Origin of the sequence: Vibrio sp. 10N.286.49.E11, assembly GCF_041469505.1 — a bacterium.
GTDB classification, from domain to species: Bacteria; Pseudomonadota; Gammaproteobacteria; order Enterobacterales; family Vibrionaceae; genus Vibrio; species Vibrio crassostreae_C.
Genome location: NZ_JBFRKQ010000027.1, coordinates 20,417 through 39,473 on the forward strand (window position 1 = coordinate 20,417; position 19,057 = coordinate 39,473).

Here is a 19,057-nt window from a genome sequence, read left to right on the forward strand (position 1 = left end):
TACTTAAAGGTGCTGAGAATGTTGGCAGTTCTTTAGCCACAGAAGGTTGTTAAACGAGCCAACTTATAGGTTAAATCTCGCTCCTTCTTTTTACTACTATTAAAATGTGCAAATACAATGACAAATGAAGAAATACAATTATATAACGATATAGTTAAGTCTGGGTTTCCTGTATTAGGGACATTATGTGGTGGTTTAGTTGGTGCAGCATCAACTTATCTTTTAACAAAGTTGAATAACGACAATGACGAAAAGAAAGACGCTCAAAAGCTGCGGAATGATCTGTTAATGAAAACTGCAAATGATGTAGCAGAATTTGAGCATTTAATGGCGATTTATACGACTACATTAGCGAATTATCTAAGAGATCAAGTCGATGACGGCTCTTTGAAAACAGCTTACCTAAATTCATTCAATAGTAATCTAACTTTGCGTAAGGCTAGAATGAATCTCCATATTCTCGGAATGGAAGCATCGTTAGAGTTATTAGAAGGGTATGTTGAGGCTACAAGAGAAGTGCTAGCTTATGGAAAGCGGTTAGATATAAAAAGAGCTATTGAACTAAATCAGAAGATATCTAAGGGTCCAATTTTATTCTATCAATCATTATCGATCGATCCTTAACGCCTTTTTGTTGTTTAGCAAGCTAACTTTCAAAACTCTGCTTTTCACTTTTTAGTTGCTCTTCACCAAACGCACTTTCCCAAACTAGCTTGACCTGCATCAGCGACTTGCTTGGTTTCTTGTCTCATAAACCCTTTCTGTTACTCATAGTATTGGTTTTATGAGGCTGCTCTATGATATATTTCTCGGCCAAGTGTATTACAGACGAAGGCTAGCAATGTCTATCAACCTTTCACTCCTTCCACCCAGCGAGAAAAATAAAATCGAACTGGATAAGCAAGCATCGTTTCTTGTATGGAAACTGAAGCAAGCGAAATGTGGCCCTGAAGCCATTGTTGAAGAAGCAATGAAGCTAGGTGACCCAGATGAAAAGGTGTGGTTTGAACAGTCTGTAGAAAAATACAAACGGGTAATGGGTGTCGCATAAACGCAGACAAACCTTGCCCAGCAGTGCTGTAGAATTGAAATGACACAGTAATTTGCTAGAATTTGCACCGTTAATTGAATCAGAGAGAAGATCCCGATGGGAAGAAGTTTTGAAGTGCGCAAGGCCTCAATGGCGAAAACTGCAGGCGCAAAAATTAAAGTTTATTCTAAATACGGTAAAGAGATTTACGTACTGGCTAAGAACGGCAGCTCTGACCCAGACATGAACCTACCTCTTAAGCACCTGATTGCTAAAGCGAAGAAAGACCAAGTACCAGCACACGTTATCGAAAAAGCGATCGATAAAGCGAATGGCGGCGGCGGTGAAGACTTCCAACCAGCTCGTTACGAAGGTTTTGGCCCAGGTGGCACAAGTGTAATCGTTGACTGTCTAACTGATAACGGCAACCGTACTTTCCAAGACGTTCGTCAATGTTTCGTTAAGACTGGCGCGAAAATCGGTGTTGAAGGTACTGTGTCTCACATGTTCGCTCACCAAGCTGTATTCCAGTTCAAAGGCGAAGACGACGAGATCATCCTAGAAACGCTAATGATGGAAGACGTAGACGTGACTGACGTTGAGCTAGAAGACGGTGTTATCACTGTATTCGCTCCAACGACTGAGTTCTTCAAAACGAAGACTGCACTAAACACTGCGTTCCCAGAGCTAACGCTAGACGTTGAGGAAATCACTTTCGTTCCTCAAACGACTACACCAGTAGCTGAAGAAGATTCTGAGAAGTTCCAGAAGTTCTTAGACATGCTTGACGACTGTGATGACGTTCAGCAGGTTTACCACAACGCTGAGCTGTAATCTTTACAGTAACAACAGTTATTAAAAAACCGAGCCTAGTGCTCGGTTTTTTTATGAACGTTATACCTGATTTTCCTTGATCATCGTTCCATAATGTACGGCTGACAAAGCGTTCTCTGGTCGCGATTTATCGCTGAACTTCATTATATTGTTCGTCTTATCCCGACATGAATCTGATTTAAGTACTCCCTGAGTATCATCGGGGTGATCGCCAAGCGTATTTAGTGTACAAAGAAAGAAAATATCAGCCAAAGGCTTTGACCCTGCTTATTGATGCACTGATTGAGAGTGTTCGATCTTTTCATAGCGATGGTTTGGTCAAATAAAAGGAGAAAGAAATGAAAGTAAGTTTTATCGGGCTAGGCGTTATGGGTTTCCCAATGGCAGGCCATCTAGTCAAAGCCGGTTTTGAAGTAACGGTATTTAACCGCACTCACACTAAAGCGCTAGACTGGGCTGATAAACACCAAGGTAAAGCGGCAGAATCTGTGGCTGAATGTGTAGCGGAAGCTGACGTGGTATTGGTTTGTGTGGGCAACGATGACGACGTACGCAGCATGACAACCAGCGAAACAGGCGCATTGGCAGCGATGAAGCCAAACGCGATTCTTGTCGATCACACTACAACGTCTGCAGTTCTGTCTGAAGAGCTTGAAGTGGCAGCGAAGCAAGCCGGTATTCGCTTTATGGATGCACCTGTATCTGGTGGCCAAGCGGGCGCAGAAAATGGCGTGCTAACCATCATGTGTGGTGGCGAACAAGCGCTTTTCAACGACCTTCAACCTGTGTTCGAAGCTTACGGTAAGTCGTCAGTTCTTATGGGTAAAGTCGGCCAAGGCCAACGCGCGAAAATGGTTAACCAGATCTGCATTGCAGGAGTGTTGAATGGCTTATCTGAAGGCTTAGTGCTTGCTGAAAAATCAGGTTTGGATATCCCAACTCTGGTTGATTGCCTTAAAAACGGCGCTGCTGGCTCATGGCAGATGGAAAACCGTGCTACCACAATGGCACAAGACAAGTTCGATTTTGGCTTTGCAATTGATTGGATGATCAAAGACTTAGGTTTCTGTCTAGATGAAGCTGAGCGCCAAGGCATCCAGCTTCCACTGACTGAAAAGACCAACAACGCCTACAAGGCACTGTCTGCCGAAGGACAAGGCCGCATGGATACATCAGTATTGATGAAAGCCGTGGTTGAAGAGACAAAGAAGTAGTCGCATCGAAGAAGCAGTAAAAGCTTCGTTTGAAAATTAAAAATAGCCGCTGATTAGCGGCTATTTTTGTTTGGTTTGAGCTCTTTTAAACGTATTGAATTTTCTGTTTGATTCCTAATTCAGCAATCTATGAATTATCAATGGGACGAAAATCGTTAAAATAGATGTCCAAAATTGATGATTTAAATGAGTTTATTCACCTTTATCGATTTGCTCTTTCTGAACTTGATTGGCTTTCTGTTTAACTGCTGATGCTTTCTCTTCGGTTGCTTTCTTGATTTGAGTTGATTTTTCAACGGCTTTTTCTGAGGCTTTTGAAGAGTAGTGTTTCAAGATTACATCTAATGCCTCGAAGCGAGGGTGAAGTTTGTAACCTACAAACATAAAAATGTTTAACGAAATGAAGCCAAGTAGTAAGGCGACAATGCCAATATTTGCGCTTTGTAGAGCTAATTCAATGATCTGTCCCAGTTCACCACCACGACGCCCCCCCATCATTTGCGCCATTTCATTTAAATCACCGATGGCTTGAAACAAGTGGTAATAAAGATACGCTAATGACACTGCACCAATGCCTTTTGCTACGATTTTTGGTAAGCCAAGAGCGCAGGATGCTGAGCCTACAATCATTAGTAAGACTATAGTGAACCCGTAGACATCTAAACCTGTAATTGATTCAGACACTCCCCACATTTTGATAGTAATTGCAGGTAAGAAAGACCCAATTGCAACGAGACCATATGATGCAGTTCCAAGTTTGTTTAGAACTTTTGGCGTTTGAGTTTCGTTAGCATTAACTGTTGTTGCTTCCATGATATTGATAAATCCATAACTAATTTGATATAAACATTGAACCATTTCAATGTGCAACAATATTGTATTAACTTTGTCTCGTATTTTAAAGCTGTAAGTGGTTATGCGAATGATTTATTTCAACAATTACTCATCGATCTCCTGAATCACCGTTTCTATTCCGAAGATTACAAAAACAATACATAGCTCCAATGTATCAGGTGTGTTTATGTCTACCCAGTATGAATAATTAGTAAATATGGGTTGTGCAAAATAAGCACGACTTTTACTGAAATACAATAACTGAATCCTATATCCCCACTCACACCGCCTCTCAACCATTCACTCCTCATTATTACCATTCGTCGCATTGGTAAAACTGCACGACAAATTCTAGTTAACCTTTCAACGTCAACATTTGAAAGGGATTAGAAATCATGACTACTTCACACTCATTTAATTCAGGCTCTACAACTTCTGTGCTTAAGCGTTCATTGCTGATTGCTCTTGTTTCGTTTGCACCGTCGTTAGCTTTAGCGAACCCGAGTTCAGACGTGCTCGATATCTACAACCAAGCGGCGCAAGGCAATGAAGACTTGGTTGAGGTGGCTTATGAACGCCTTAATGACACGCTGCAACAAGACGGCGCTACGCCACTGACTTTAGTTTATTTAGGAAGCACAGAAACCCTGATGGGGCGTGATGCGTTCTTACCTTGGAACAAGATGAAGTATGTGGAGAGAGGCTTATCAACCATTGATAAATCACTGGTGCTGCTGAAAGACGAAGACCAACCAATTCATGAACAACCCCGTGTTCAAGGGCTGCCAGATTCTTACCTAACCCGTGCAATGGCAGCGGTGACTTACACCTCTCTGCCAGACATGTTTAACCATTTCGATCGTGGTTATGACCTGTTCCTCGCGTTACTCGCGGAAGATGATTTCCAACAGCAACATTTCGCTGCGACATCGTGGATTTACCGTTACGCCATTACTGCATCGATTCGTGCTGAGGACTTCGAGCAAGCACAGGTGTGGCTTGAAAAGATGGAAAACACCGATGCTGGCAACATCGAGACAATGACGGCGAAAGCCCTAATAGCGAAAGCCAAATAGCGGTTTACTAAAGCTCATTAACAACTGCGAACGCTTAAAAATTATGGGTCAGCGGAGGACAAAGGAATGATTGAATTTAAAGATATCTGCAAAGCATATGTCACGGGCGGTCAACGTGTTGATGCATTAAGCGGGGTCGATGGACATATCCGGCGCGGTGAAATGGTGGCGTTGTGTGGCCCGTCTGGTTCAGGGAAAAGCACACTTTTGAATATTTTGGGTTTGTTGGATATGGACTATCGAGGACAGATCAATATTGATGGCCAACCGTATCCGACTGAGCAAATCGCCGCTGCGCGTTTTCGTCGTCAGTCGCTGGGTTTTGTGTTTCAGCGCTTCAATCTGGTTCCAGTGATGACGGCACTTGAGAACGTGGCCTACCCATTGATGTTGAACCAATGTTCGAAACAAGAACAGCAGACCAGAGCACAAGAGATGTTGGAGCGTGTTGGGCTAGGCGAATATGTACATCATCGCCCAGACAATCTTTCAGGTGGCCAACAGCAACGTGTCGCAATAGCCAGAGCGCTAATCCACAACCCAAGCTTAGTAATCGCCGATGAGCCGACAGCGAGCTTAGACAGCCACACTGCTAATAACGTGATCGATATTATGCACGAGCTTGGCCACGAGTTTGGCACCACCTTTATTGTTGCGACCCATGATCCAAGAATGGCTAACCGTTGCGACCGTGTGATTGAGTTGGTGGACGGTAAGTTGGTTTCTTCAGTGTCAAACAAGGAGGCAGTCTCATGGGCAAGTTAATGCAGTTTGGCTTTTTGCAATCGCTTCGCTTGGCGTGGCTTAATTTATTTAGAAACGGTCGCCGCAGTTTGTTGTCGGTGTTGATCATCGCCATCGCCGTATTTGCACTCACCTCGGCTGGAGGCTACGGGCTTTACACCTATGAATCTCTGCGTGAATCGACCGCGCGCGATACTGGTCATCTCACATTGAGCACACCGGGATATTTTGAGCAAGATGAAGACATGCCGCTGAGCAATGGTCTAGACAATGTTCAAGCCCTAACCAAGAGCATTATTGGCGACAGTGACGTGCGTGGTGTGCAGCCACGAGTCTATTTTAGTGGTTTGGTGTCTAACGGCAGCAAATCGACCATCTTTATGGGAACGGGCGTCAATGAGCGCGAGTTCGATATGAAAGGACCATTCCTTGATGTGCGCAGTGGTCAAACTCTCTCTGATGTGAAATCACCAAGATACGACAGCCAAGAGCCACAAGTGATGCTCGGAACCGACCTTGCTCGCAACCTCAAAGTGGCCGTTGGTGATTGGGTGACACTGCTCGCCACCACCAGTGACGGCGCTCTCAACGCTTTCGATTTTAAGGTTCAGGGTATCTACTCGACTGGTGTTCCTGAGCTAGACAAACGTCAGTTATACGTACACATCACCACTGCCCAAGAGCTTTTAGCGTCAGATAAAGTCAGCACCTTGTCGGTCTTTGTTTTTGAAACCAACAAGACTTCGACGGTTCAACAACGCATCCAATTGGCTTTGGACAAGCAAGTTGGTCAAGAGGGCTCAGATATTGAGATCACCCCATGGCAAGATCGCGCGTTTTTCTACACCAAGGTTAAAGACCTTTACGACTGTATCTTCGGCATCATGGGCGCAGTGATGGCATTGGTAGTGTTTGTGTCGCTGTTCAACACCATGACCATGTCGGTGACGGAACGCACTCGTGAAATTGGCACTTTGTCGGCACTTGGCAGTTACCCATCTGAAATCGTGGCGGGTTTTCTAAAAGAGGCGGGATTATTGGCTGTGATTGGTAGTGCGATAGGCGCACTAGTGAGCGGTTTAGTGTCGGTGTTATTGCTGGTGGTGGATATCCAAATGCCACCACCTCCCGGCAGAACCGAGGGTTACCCACTCAACATTTACTTCTCATTGGAATTAGTTGGTTACGCCACTTTAGGTGTGTTGACGATATGTTTGCTAGCTGCTTATTTTTCTGCTCGCAAAGGCGTGAATAAGCCAATCACGGAGGCGCTGGTTTATGTATAAATTTACTCGTTCACTCACTGTTTTAGGTTCTGTATTGGTTTTGGTTCTAGCATCGACACCAAGCTGGGCAGTCGATTCACAACAAGTCACAGAGATGATCGCCAAGGCGGATAGCTATCGCTTGAACAGCGAACAGGCGTCTAAAGTGGTTTCTCTGGTGGCGCTATATCAAGACGAGCAACTGGACAAAACCCGTGAATACAACGTCTATACAAGACCAAATCGAGAGTCATTAGTCGTCTTTAAATCAGCCGTCGAGGCTGGTCAAAAGATGCTGATGATTGAAGATAACTATTGGCTGTTGATGCCGAAATCTCGTCGACCAATTCGTATTACACCGATGCAAAAGCTATTGGGTGAAGCCTCGGTAGGCGATATTTCAACGCTCACTTGGAGTGAAGATTACCAAGGTGAGTGGGTTGCCGAGCAACAAGTTGAGATGCCGACTGGCGAGACACTCGATACCCATCACTTAAAGCTCGCGGCGAAAACCAAGGGGGCGAGTTACCAGTCGATTGATCTGTGGTTAACAGCAGACCGTGCATTCCCAGTTAAAGCGGATCTGTATCTGCGTTCTGGAAAACTGGCGAAACAAGCTTGGTTTACTGAAGGCGTGCGTGATGGATTACCAACAGTGGTGTCGATGACCTTGCTCGATAAGATTCAGCCGAGTAAGAAAACCGTGATTGAGTACCGCGAGGTGAGTGAACAAGCCTTGGCTGACAAATACTACAACCCTGCTTACTTATCGCGTAACAGCGTGTCTGGGCTGTAGGTGAGCGTCATGAAAGCTTCCAATTGCCGATTCCACATAAAGCCTTTAATCGTTACTTTCCTTGTGCTGCCTTGTGTGAGTAACACGATTCAAGCGGACGACCTGAGCTTGGCGTGGGATTGGCAACTCAGTGCAGAAGTGATTGAATCGAGAGAGTCACCATTTAGCCCTTTAGCGTCTGATAATCGTCAGTCTTTAAATGGCTTGCTGGATCTAGAGGTTGGATATAACAATTGGCTTGGTCTGTTCGCAGTTAAAGCCAATGATATTCTAAGCAATAACCCTCAACAACAAGACGCGAGCTTTGCATCGGAATTCATTGTGCGTGAGTTGTTTTGGCAAGGGGGCGTTGAGCTGTCGAATTCATTAATCGGCGACCATTACCTCGATGTGACGCTCGGCAAGGTTCGCCTCGATTGGGGTGTCGGTTATGGCTATCGACCGTTAGACATCATCAAGCCGTATCGACAAAACCCAGTGGGCATTGTCGCAGAGGAGGGCGCGGGTGTTGCCTCGGCGTCACTGTTCGATATGACAGGAGAATGGATACTGCTTTACAGTGATTCTTCGTGGACTTCTCAAGACGTAAATGAATTCGAAAAGCAAAACCAGCAACAAGGCTTTGGGCTGCGTCGTTACAACCTAGTGGGTGACCATGAGTATCAGTGGGTTGCTTATTATGACGATGTACGCCACGGCTTGCTTGGGGCGAGTTTAGTGTCGGTGTTGAATCTCGCTTGGGAGTTTCATGGCTCGGTGGTCTATCAACGACAAAGCCTTGGCTACAGCCAGCCTGATTCAATGCTTAAACCTGTTTACCTCGAAGAGCAGGGCGAGGCCTATCAAGCGTTAGCCGGATTAACATGGGCAAATGACACTGGCCATAATGTGGTGTTGGAATATTGGTTTGATAGCCGAGCGTGGAGTGATTCTGAGTGGCAAAGCGCAATAGAAAGTGCCGAGTCATTGTCGGTTAATCCGATGACAGCATTACTGGCTGGTTCTTACGCTCAAGGGTATCAACACGCCAATTTGGTTCAACACAACATTATGTTTCACTGGTCTCTGGATTCGACACATGGCTGGTTTGAAGATATCACGCCGACATTTGATGTGATGTTGTCTCCTCAAGACGGCGGCTTTATTGCGACCCAGTGGCTCAACTATCAGGCTTTAGATAATGGCAATTCATCGTTGGATTTGGAACTTGCTGCACGCTTTCTAGGCGGTAAAAGTGATTCTGCTTACGCCAACTTACCCGATAGTCATATGATTCTTTTAAATATCAAAGGACGATTTTAATGAACACTTTTTCAAACAGTAAGTTTCCATGGATTAAAAGCTTTACGCTGACCACGCTATTTTGTGTTCTTATTGCGATTACAACTCATACGATTTGGGGCGGTGGTTTAACGGTTAACCTGGCAATCAGTTTTGGCTTTGGTTACAGCGCCGTAGGTTCTTCTTTCATCTTGGTTAAGTTGTTTAAGAGGACATCTCGAACGCTTGAAGTGGGTATCTCAATGGTGATCGCGATGACCTTTGGTACCTTGAACGCGCACTATTGGTTGAACGGATATTTTGGAGCCAATATCTCGGACCTTAAATCTGTAGTCTTGCTCGGTGTGATCTTCTGTTCGGTTTGCTATTACTATTTCTACACACGAGAGCAGCAGTTACGTGCCGACAATGAATTAGAAGTGGCCAAGCGTCGCCAAGCTGATCAAGAAAAGGTGGTGGTACTCAGTCAGCTTAAACAACTGCAAAGCCAAATTGAGCCGCACTTCCTGTTCAACACGCTTGCGACCATCAATGTATTGATTGAGAGTGACAGCGCGAAAGCCAAGTTGATGCTCGAAAAACTGACTGACTTATTGCGTGTAACTCTGAAAAACAGCCGCACTGAACAATCGACCATCGCACAAGAGGTCGACTTGTTAGACGCTTATCTTAATATCCAAAAGATACGCTTGGGTGAGCGCTTAACGTTCTCGATTGAAATACACGAGATTAGCGATTTGCAGGTGATTCCACCGTTCTTGATTCAACCTTTGGTCGAGAATGCACTCACGCACGGCATCGAGCCCAAAGCCGCTGGTGGCCAAGTGAATATTCGTATTACTCAACAAGCACAGCAGCTAAAAATTGAAGTGGCTGATAATGGCGCTGGGTTGAAAACGCCTTCTGCGAATACGGGTCACGGTGTTGGGTTAAGCAATATTCGTCAAAGAATCGAAACCCTGTATGGTGATAAGGCGAGCCTAACGATTACTGAACACGCTGAAGGCGGGGTAGTCTCGACGATCTTGTTACCGTTGACTGAGGCAGCCGCCTAGAATTACAGATCAGAAAACACCGAACAGTGACGCAAAATAGACGATTTACAGTGTGAATTTAAAGGACTAACCATGAACAACCCAACAGTACAGCCGAGCGTAACGGCGATAATCGCAGACGATGAAGCACTGTTAAGGCACCACTTAGACAAGAGCCTTGCTGAGGTTTGGCCGGAGTTAGAAATCGTCAGTAAAGCACAAAACGGTTTGGAGGCGATGCAGAGTATTCAGCAGCTTAAGCCCGACGTGGCTTTTCTCGATATTCGTATGCCGGAACTGGATGGTATCTCTCTGGCGAAACAACTCAACAAGTTAGATTCACCGCCATTGATTGTGTTTATCACGGCTTATGACGAATACGCGGTCAAAGCTTTTGATCACAATGCGATGGACTACCTGCTTAAGCCAATCAATGAAGAGCGTTTACTGGCCACATGTCAGAAAGTGCAAGCGCGTCTGTCGAGCAATCAAACACAAACAGGTACCACGCCAGAACAGCCCGATATCACGGCGTTAATGGCTCAGCTTCAACAACTATCCCAGTCGACTTCCCAGCAAAATAAGCAACAGTATCTCACATGGCTCAAAGCCAGTGTCGGAGAAGACATTCATCTTATCGCTGTCGATGATGTGGCTTACTTCAAAGCGGAAGACAAGTACGTGTCTATATTTAAGAAGGGCCAAGGCGGTTCGCTAGAGGAGTATATCCTTCGCGTATCATTGAAAGAGCTGATTGCGCAGCTTAACCCGGATGAGTTTTGGCAGATCCATCGCTCAGTGGTGGTGAAAGTCTCCGCCATTGATAAGGTGAAGAAAGGACTCTCCGGTCAGATGTCGGCTTATGTGTCAGGCGAGAAGCTACCGATCAGCCGTGCCTCGCAAGCGTTGTTTAAGGGTATGTAGAGAACTGGCTGAAATTTATGTAGCTTATTGATTTTAAATAGATGTAGTTAGCGAGTCTAAAATCGATGTATTAGGCTCTTATCTAAATGCCTATTTAAATGAGCATAGCGATCTTACATAACGATTGGTGGTTTATAAAATAAAGATCTAGATCACAAAGATACTCATCAGGTTCAATATTAAATAATAATCGTTAGCTCAATCTGTATATTGTCGATGAATGACATTAAGAGGTTGTTATGAAAACATATTATTTAGCGACGGCTCTATGCCTCACCTTAGTTGGCTGTAGCTCAACATCAAAAACTACCGAAACGCCAATCCAGCCGGATCCGGCATGGACTTCAGGCCAACTAGAAAATGGCCTTACTTATCATGTTTATCCAGATCATGAAGAATCCGTATCTGTTCGTTTAGTCGTGCACGCCGGTTCGATTCAAGAGACTTCTCAACAAGAAGGCTACGCGCACTTCTTGGAACACATGGCATTCAATGGCAGTAAAAACTTCTCTCAGAACGATGTGATTCGTCTATTCGAAGACGCAGGCGCTAGCTTTGGTGCTGATATTAATGCCTACACTTCTTATGAAGAGACGGTCTACCAGTTAGATTTGCCAGATAACATCCAATTGCAGTCTGCTTTGACGTGGATGCGTGACATTGGTGATGGCCTGGATCTATCAAGTTCAGAAGTCGAAAAAGAAAAAGGCGTGGTTCTTGGTGAGTTCCGTATGGCTCGCCTCGATGATAAGTCATTCGGAGATATATATTATGATTACTTCGTTGAAGGCGGCCCGTACGAATCGCAAGATGCATTAGGGACTAAATCGTCGATCGTGAATGCTACTCCTCAAGGCATCAGCAACTTTTATCAGACTTGGTATCAACCTCAAATAGTTGAGCTGGTCGTTTCTGGTGATGTGGACATCAAAACTGTGATTCCACTTATTGAAGAAAAGTTTTCTAGCTGGGAGCGTGGCGATACGCCGAGACCAGAGAAACAGAAAACGACCTCATTCAATGAAGATGATTATGTTGAGTACGCAGGAAGAGAAGCGCCAAGCATCACTCTGACGTTTAACCGCGGTTCAAATATAGTTGAAAATCATGCTCAGCAGAATCAACGCAGGTTAGATGAAACCGCTCAGCAATTGATTCAACGACGATTAGAAGCGGTGTTCAATGATGCCGCGTTCCCGACTCAATGGATTGCATCTGATAGTTATCGAATGGGCGCTTTTTACTATTCGTCAATAAGTGTTGGGTTTCCGGCTGGAGACCGTGAAGTTATCCAACAAGATCTGCTTTCTACATTGGCATCATTGCGTGATTTTGGTGTTTCGGAAACGGATATTGCTGGCGAACTGTACTACTACCAAGACTTGCTGGATAACATCGAGCATAACTGGGATAAAATGGACAGTGTTGAACACGCGAATTACAAAGTGAGTGCGTTAGTCAATGATCGAATAGTCCAATCACAGAAAGATTATCAAGCAAGCTTGGAAGCTTTCATCGCTAACTTGAGCCTTGAAGTGATTAACGACAACATCAAGAATCTACTTTCTGATGATTACTTTATTGTTATTGGGATGGATGACTCCGAAGACAGAACCGCGATCATCAACTCTCTCGATAGTTTAAAAGCCACGTATAGCGAGGCGGGAGTTGCGCCGCTTGCGATTGGAACAGCCAGCGCTTTTGCTGTACCTAGCTCGCAAGGCGAGGTTGTACTTGCTGAACAAATGTCTATTGACCCATACATCCAAAAGTGGACGTTAAGCAATGGCATCGACATGTGGTACCTGCGTGATTATGAGGCAGGTGATGATGTTGGGGTGATGTACATGAGCCTCGGCGGAAAAGCCGCTTTGGATCCGAGCTTGTACCCAGCTGTTGAGGTTGCGTTACCTACCTTCGCTCGAAGTGGTGTCGGTGAGTTTACGGGCTCTGAGCTTTTAGCGTACTTTGATCGTGAAAATATTAGCGCCGATTCTTTCATTGGTAATACTCGTCATGGTATTGAATTTAATATCAATAAAGACGGACTTAAAGATACGTTTGCTGCGCTTTATACCTTCATAACTGCGCCTAAAATTGTTCCCGAGCAGTTAGAGGCAGTGAAACAGGAGTTTGTACAAGGTCAAGAATCTTTCTTGAGCAGCCCTGTCGGTCAGTTTGAGCGCGCAAGAAACCAGAATATCTATCGTCAAGACAGTGGCCACCTCTTTGTTGATAAAGAACGTGTTGAAGCGGTTTCTGTGGAAGACGTCGCTAATCTTCATCAGCAATTGTTTGGTCAAATGAGGCATAACCAATTGGTGATCGTGGGTGACATCGACCCAAGTGAATTAAAGCCTTTGGTTGAGCAATACTTGGCTTCGATTCCATTAGAAAAAGCTGAGGTTCCTGAATTTAAGGTGGCTTACAAGCAGCCATCTGAATCACGCATTGATTTAGCGATCAACAATGTGAATAGTGCAGAGTACATCTTACGAGTCATCTCTGAACCTGAAGCCGAAACCGACCAAGGCGTAACGGCAAAAGATATCTTCACGGAAAACTTGCTAGAACGACTGCTGGCGGCTCGTTTAGATGCTTGTATTCGTGAAGAGTTGAGCTTAGATTACTCGCCATATACGTATTCATCATCCGCAGATAGTGAGCTGAGTGGTGAGTGGGTTATCGGGGCGATGGTAGCGCCGGAGAACGTTGACCAAGTCGAAGTGGCGATCGATAAAGTGATTGCAGACCTTTTACAAGGCGTCTCTGAAAAGGAAATGCACGCAGTCGTGAAACAGTTTGAAGCGGACTTCACGCCTCTCGAGATGAGCTCTATTGACCAAGCATGGTACCTGTCTCGTTATTTACTTCATGGTTACGATATCGAAGCTTTGTCTCAAGTTGAGCGAGTGGCAAGGTCGATCACTGCGGAAGACATGAATCAACTTGTCCAACGCATCTTTGGTGAAGATAGCCGTAAGGTTAAGAACATCATGCGTCCTAAAGCCTAAAGCCTAAAGCCTAAAGCTTGAAACCAACAGAAAGAGACAACTCAAAGCCAAGCGAGCACCGCTTGGCTTTCTTGTTTTCCCACCATTCATAACGTCTATGCCTCACCTGTTGTTAAGCCGTTTTAGATCTATGTAAATCTAAATTTTGAGATCGCTTAATCGGTTGCATCGTATCATTTTCTAAAAAAATGTTTTAAATCAAGACAGCGTTTCATTTGTATTGTAGATTGACGATCTACGAGAATGTTGTTTGGATATTAGATTGCTTAAACTGGGTACCCGATTAGTCTTAATGTTGTTTTTACTGAGCTTTGGCTTAGTGAATTCTAACGGCTATTCGTTTCCTTCTAAGCCATTTCAAATATACTCGGCTCAAGAGCAATCTTCACAGAATGATCTTTGTAAACAAGCTGATACGGATAATCCGTCGAGCTACTTAGAGTGCGATAAGACTCAGTTTGGCACCGTGCCTTCTGGTGACAGTTCTAACTATCACGACACCGAATCAAGCCTTCAAGCAGCAAACTTCAGACGTATGCTCAGTAACGAGCAAGAAAGCGTGGCCGATCTTGAGCCTGCTTATCATCTACTGATTGACTTCTCTCCCCCCTCAATACTGGCTTCCCTGCTCTTCAACACGCCGTTGTTGGATTCCAAGCTGCACTGGACCAGTATTGTGAGTTCTCCGTCTTCCCGGCTTTCGGGGTGGAAAGAGGGCAACATCCAATACTCGCATTTCCGAGAACTTCTTAGCTAATCGTTTGACCCTAAATTGGTCGTATCGATGGTCGCCTAGTGCCCATTGAACTCGCCAGTTAACCAAGACAAACATAGCGACATCAGCTTTAGCATCACTATCTTTCAATCAGCTTGTTCTGGTCGTGATTAGCCATCGCTCGTGTTCGCAAAATATTAGACATACCAATCGTAGTAAATAACTGGTCACCCTAGCTGGTTAAAATGCTCGATCACTGCTTTTTTCTGGTGCTATTTTTGAGCACGTATTTACGGTGATTGGTAGAAAGAAGAGATCTTGACTGTGAAAAAACGCATTCAAAGAAAACAAATTAACCACTACTCAAAGTGGAAATACGCGGTGCTTATCGCCACTATCATCATCATGGTTCTGAGTGCTTTACCTTCTTGGTATGGCGAAGATGCATCGGTTCAAATTAACAACCGTTCTGAACAGGCCATCGATGCGAGTCAAATTACCCAATACCTTGCGAGCGAAGGCATCCAAGCCAAATCGGCATTTCAAAAAGACAACCGTTTGGTTGTGATCTTGGAAGATGCAGAGCAACAAGCGAAAGCCAAAGAGGTGCTGAATGAGCGCCTATTGGACAACGCGACGGTTGCGCTAGCGATGGAGCCAGCAGCTCCTAAATGGCTGACTGACATGGGCTTCGCACCGATTCAGTTAGGCCTTGATTTACGTGGTGGTGTGCAGTTCTTGCTAGAAGTGGACATGGAACCGGTTTACCACGCACAAGCGCAATCTGTGGTCGATGAAATCAACAGCCAAGTGCGTTATGCACGCGGTAAAGTGGTGAACAACCAAGTTGAGTTTAACTTCCGTACTGATGCCGATTTTGATAAAGCACAAAAGCTGATTCGTGAAGAGTTCCCACAATGGCAACGTGACCGTTCAGATAAATCGCTAACGTTAACTCAGTCTGAAGAAGAACAAAGAACGCTACGCAACCTAACGGTTCAACAAAACCTGCAGATCATGCGCAGCCGTATTGAAGAGCTAGGCATCACTGAGGCATCGATTCAACGCCAAGGTGAAAGCCGTATCCGTATCGAATTACCGGGTGTACAAGACCCTGCAGCCGCGAAAGATGTGATTGGTGCTACTGCTTCGCTTGCGTTCTACTCTGTGTACGACAACGCAACGCGCAATACTCAAACTCTGAAAGATTCAGATGGTAATCGTGTCGTGGTTGCTCGCAAAGCGGTGCTGAGCGGTGAACACATTATCGATGCACGCAGTGGCATTGGTGAGATGGGCAGTGCAGAAGTAAACATCACGCTGGATTCTTCTGGTGGTAAGAAAATGTCTGAGTTTTCTCGCCATAACATCGGTAAGCCAATGGCGACCGTTTACAGCGAATACAGCCGTGACAGAGCCGGTAATAGCGAAAAAACCAGTGAAGTGATCAGTGTGGCGAACATCCAATCTCAATTGGGTAGCCGCTTCAGAATCACTGGTGCAGGCAGCATGGCAGAAGCACAAGAGCTTGCTCTACTGCTACGTGCAGGTTCATTAACAGCGCCTGTTACCATCATTGAAGAGCGTACCATTGGCCCATCTCTGGGTGCTGAAAACGTAACGAATGGTTTTGCTGCTTTAGCGCTTGGCCTTGGTCTTACTCTCACGTTTATGGCGCTATGGTACCGCCGCCTTGGTTGGGTCGCGAACTGTGCATTGGTGGTTAACATGACCACGTTGTTTGGTTTGATTGCCTTGCTACCGGGGGCGGTGTTAACTCTGCCGGGTATTGCGGGCTTGGTACTGACCGTCGGTATGGCGGTGGACACTAACGTGCTTATCTTCGAGCGTATTCGAGACAAGATGAAAGAAGGGCGCAGCTTTGCTAGCTCTATCGATCGTGGTTTCGATAGCGCATTCTCGTCAATTTTCGATGCTAACGTCACCACCATGATCGTTGCTGTGGCTCTATACACAATCGGTAATGGGCCGATTCAGGGCTTCGCTCTGACACTGGGCTTAGGTCTTCTAACCAGTATGTTCACGGGCATTTTTGCTTCACGAGCGATCATCAATTTGGTTTGGGGGCGTGACCAGCGCCACGATGTAAGGATTTAAGCATGAGTACTTCAAAAATGACTATTTCAGACCGCTATTTTTCAAATAGCTATATTTCGGATAAGAATATGACTCGCCTTCGTAAGGTGATGTCTGCGATATCTATTGTGCTGTTCATGAGCTCTGTGATGCTGGTGGCGGTGAAAGGTTTTAACTGGGGCTTGGACTTCACAGGTGGTGTGGTTGCCGAGGTTCAGCTCTCTGATCAAGTCACCAAAGATGCGTTAAAAACAAAACTTGATACAGCTTTCCAACAAGACGTGCAAGTGGTTGGTATGGCAGAACAGGATCGCTGGACAATCCGTTATAGCCAACTGACAGACGCTCGACAGCCAAACTTAGTGGATGCTTTGTCTTCTGTTAGCGACCAAGTAAAAGTGCTTAACAGCAGCGTGGTTGGCCCTCAAGTTGGTCAAGACATGGTTGACCAAGGTGGCTTAGCGGTATTGGTGTGTTTCCTAATGATCATGCTGTACCTGAGTGTACGTTTTGAATGGCGTTTAGCTCTCGGCGCGCTTGCCGCGATCATCTATGACGTGACGCTTATCTTGGGTCTGTTCGCTTTTACTCAGTTTGAGTTCAACCTGACCGTATTGGCGGCGGTGTTAGCGATTTTGGGTTACTCATTGAATGACTCGATCATCATTGCCGACCGTGTTCGTGAAATGCTGCGCGGCAATCCAAACGGTGATACTGATAACCTGCTTAACGAATCGGTTAAAGCGACCTTCTCACGCACCATGGTGACTTCAGGTACAACGCTAATCACCGTATCAGCGCTTTGGCTGCTTGGTGGCGCGGCACTGCAAGGTTTCGCAATTGCATTGGTTGTCGGTATTGTCAGCGGTACGTGGTCTTCAGTGTCTGTCGGTATCACACTGCCTAAGCTACTTGGTCTACAGCCTTGTCACTACCAAGTGAAAGCGCCAGTAGAAGTTGAGGGCGAGTACCGTTAGGTTATCTATTGGTTAACAGTACGACTTAGTCAGTAACGTCAATAAGCCCTTCGTTTATAACAAAACGAGGGGCTTTATTTTTTATAAGAGTCAAACAGTTACAGAAAAGAGAGCCTATTTCAAAAAACGATGGATTGAGCAGGCAAGCCCTCATGATATGAAGTATGTTTAGATGACGTTCGTAGAAATGAGGCAAGGGAATGGAATATCGACATCAATGTCATGTAGGCGACCATGGTGATGCGCTAAAGCATCCAGTATTGAGTGCACTTGTTCAGTCATTAATGCAGCAACATTCACGCCTCAATGTTATCGACACGCACTCTGGTACAGGGTGTTATGACCTCACTACTGCACCCAGTAATCATGCTGGTGAGTTTGCTGAGGGGGTCGGGTACTTGTGGCGCAATAAGGCTTATCTTCCTCCGGCATTCGCTTCTTTTATGTCGGTACTGGAATACTACAATCCGAATCAACTTATCACGCTGTATCCCGGCTCGGCGGCGATTACCTATCAACAAGGTCGCAGCCAAGATAGCTTCTATTTTTCAGACATTCAGCAAGATGAAGCCGATTTACTGCAAACCAACATTGAGAAGTTGCAACGTGACCTGGATGTCTCTAGCAAGCTGACCATTACTGCGGGTGATGGACTTAAAGCTCTGCCTGACGATGTTGCGAAACATGACAGCCATCACCTGATTGTGATCGATCCACCTTACGAAACGGATTCCGAATATCTCGCGGTGATCGATGCTTTGGTTAAGGTCTATCAGCAGTCGGAGAGAGTCTCTGCGTTAATTTGGTATCCGTTATACACAGATGATCGAAGCTCTCTAATATTGGACCACTGTGTGACAGCGGTAAAAGATGGCTTGTTGCCAAGTCCGATAAAGTCGGAATTACGATTGCGCGATCCGAAAGGAGATGACCGCCTTATTGGCAGTGGCTTGCTGCTATTTAACCCACCACAAGGCATTGCAGGGACGGTTGCTGACACGCTCGATTATTTACATAGTCAGTTTGCAACCAATGGCGAAGGCTATTGGCAAATGAAAAGTCTATAAGCCTGATATGTAGGGGCTTTTTGGTGGATTAGTAGACACAGTTCACTAATTCACTGTTCTTTGTGTGGTTTAAATTGACCAAACGCTAACTTTTATCGATTGATTAATTGCAGTGAATCATTTAAAAATGGAATATCAATGCGCGCAAGTGCATA

General features: G+C 45.2%; 17 protein-coding genes and 1 pseudogene. 17 read left to right on the top strand and 1 reads right to left on the bottom strand.

Annotation, left to right across the window (positions count from 1 at the left end):
- Positions 1-117: 117 nt before the first annotated feature.
- From AB4167_RS04695 to AB4167_RS04715, 5 genes and pseudogenes are all read left to right on the top strand, one after another.
- Positions 118-624: a hypothetical protein gene (locus AB4167_RS04695; protein WP_017066729.1), complete on the top strand. Its 507-nt coding sequence runs from the start codon at positions 118-120 to the stop codon at positions 622-624.
- Between the two features lie 217 nt (positions 625-841).
- Positions 842-1,051, top strand: coding sequence for a DUF3283 family protein (locus tag AB4167_RS04700; RefSeq protein WP_008216860.1), 210 nt, complete (start codon positions 842-844; stop codon positions 1,049-1,051).
- Between the two features lie 96 nt (positions 1,052-1,147).
- A complete protein-coding gene (locus AB4167_RS04705; RefSeq protein ID WP_010432326.1) occupies positions 1,148-1,864 on the top strand; it encodes a YebC/PmpR family DNA-binding transcriptional regulator in 717 nt (238 codons plus the stop codon).
- A gap of 161 nt (positions 1,865-2,025) precedes the next feature.
- Positions 2,026-2,190 (top strand): annotated as a pseudogene (locus AB4167_RS04710) (LysR family transcriptional regulator); the annotation flags it as partial.
- Positions 2,191-2,202: 12 nt separating this feature from the next.
- Positions 2,203-3,078: an NAD(P)-dependent oxidoreductase gene (locus AB4167_RS04715; RefSeq protein WP_372136209.1), complete on the top strand. Its 876-nt coding sequence runs from the start codon at positions 2,203-2,205 to the stop codon at positions 3,076-3,078.
- A gap of 192 nt (positions 3,079-3,270) precedes the next feature.
- Here the strand turns inward: AB4167_RS04715 and AB4167_RS04720 are convergent, their stop codons facing one another.
- Entirely contained in the window at positions 3,271-3,951 is a 681-nt protein-coding gene (locus AB4167_RS04720) for a hypothetical protein (RefSeq protein ID WP_133151240.1), read from the bottom strand.
- A 356-nt stretch (positions 3,952-4,307) separates the two neighbouring features.
- Here AB4167_RS04720 and AB4167_RS04725 point away from each other — a divergent pair, with 356 nt between their 5' ends.
- The 12 genes from AB4167_RS04725 (at position 4,308) to rlmJ (ending at position 18,902) form a co-directional block, all read left to right on the top strand.
- Entirely contained in the window at positions 4,308-4,988 is a 681-nt protein-coding gene (locus AB4167_RS04725; RefSeq protein WP_102393364.1) for a hypothetical protein, read from the top strand.
- Between the two features lie 66 nt (positions 4,989-5,054).
- On the top strand, positions 5,055-5,753 hold the full coding sequence (locus AB4167_RS04730; protein ID WP_137001626.1) for an ABC transporter ATP-binding protein: 699 nt from the start codon (positions 5,055-5,057) through the stop codon (positions 5,751-5,753).
- Positions 5,741-7,018: an ABC transporter permease gene (locus tag AB4167_RS04735; RefSeq protein ID WP_372136210.1), complete on the top strand. Its 1,278-nt coding sequence runs from the start codon at positions 5,741-5,743 to the stop codon at positions 7,016-7,018. Before AB4167_RS04730 ends, AB4167_RS04735 begins: the two co-directional genes overlap by 13 nt.
- Positions 7,011-7,793: an outer membrane lipoprotein-sorting protein gene (locus AB4167_RS04740; RefSeq protein ID WP_372131337.1), complete on the top strand. Its 783-nt coding sequence runs from the start codon at positions 7,011-7,013 to the stop codon at positions 7,791-7,793. Before AB4167_RS04735 ends, AB4167_RS04740 begins: the two co-directional genes overlap by 8 nt.
- Before the next feature lie 9 nt (positions 7,794-7,802).
- Positions 7,803-9,095, top strand: a complete 1,293-nt coding sequence (locus tag AB4167_RS04745; RefSeq protein ID WP_372136211.1) for a hypothetical protein — start codon at positions 7,803-7,805, stop codon at positions 9,093-9,095.
- The gene (locus AB4167_RS04750) at positions 9,095-10,129 is read left to right on the top strand and encodes a sensor histidine kinase (RefSeq protein ID WP_372136212.1); all 1,035 of its coding nucleotides are present in this window, start codon (positions 9,095-9,097) and stop codon (positions 10,127-10,129) included. The genes AB4167_RS04745 and AB4167_RS04750 overlap by 1 nt, the downstream gene beginning before the upstream one ends.
- A gap of 72 nt (positions 10,130-10,201) precedes the next feature.
- Positions 10,202-11,032 (top strand): LytR/AlgR family response regulator transcription factor, encoded by an 831-nt coding sequence (locus AB4167_RS04755; RefSeq protein WP_372136213.1) that lies wholly within the window; start codon positions 10,202-10,204, stop codon positions 11,030-11,032.
- A gap of 239 nt (positions 11,033-11,271) precedes the next feature.
- Positions 11,272-14,046, top strand: a complete 2,775-nt coding sequence (locus AB4167_RS04760; protein WP_372136214.1) for a M16 family metallopeptidase — start codon at positions 11,272-11,274, stop codon at positions 14,044-14,046.
- A gap of 292 nt (positions 14,047-14,338) precedes the next feature.
- Positions 14,339-14,803 carry a hypothetical protein gene (locus AB4167_RS04765; RefSeq protein WP_102320392.1) on the top strand — a complete coding sequence of 155 codons (465 nt, stop codon included), beginning with the start codon at positions 14,339-14,341 and terminating at the stop codon, positions 14,801-14,803.
- A 276-nt stretch (positions 14,804-15,079) separates the two neighbouring features.
- Positions 15,080-16,879 carry a protein translocase subunit SecD gene (gene secD / locus AB4167_RS04770; protein WP_372136215.1) on the top strand — a complete coding sequence of 600 codons (1,800 nt, stop codon included), beginning with the start codon at positions 15,080-15,082 and terminating at the stop codon, positions 16,877-16,879.
- A 2-nt stretch (positions 16,880-16,881) separates the two neighbouring features.
- On the top strand, positions 16,882-17,835 hold the full coding sequence (gene secF / locus AB4167_RS04775; protein ID WP_372136216.1) for a protein translocase subunit SecF: 954 nt from the start codon (positions 16,882-16,884) through the stop codon (positions 17,833-17,835).
- A 200-nt stretch (positions 17,836-18,035) separates the two neighbouring features.
- Complete coding sequence (rlmJ, locus tag AB4167_RS04780) at positions 18,036-18,902, top strand: 23S rRNA (adenine(2030)-N(6))-methyltransferase RlmJ (RefSeq protein WP_372136217.1); 867 nt, start codon at positions 18,036-18,038, stop codon at positions 18,900-18,902.
- Positions 18,903-19,057 lie beyond the last annotated feature (155 nt).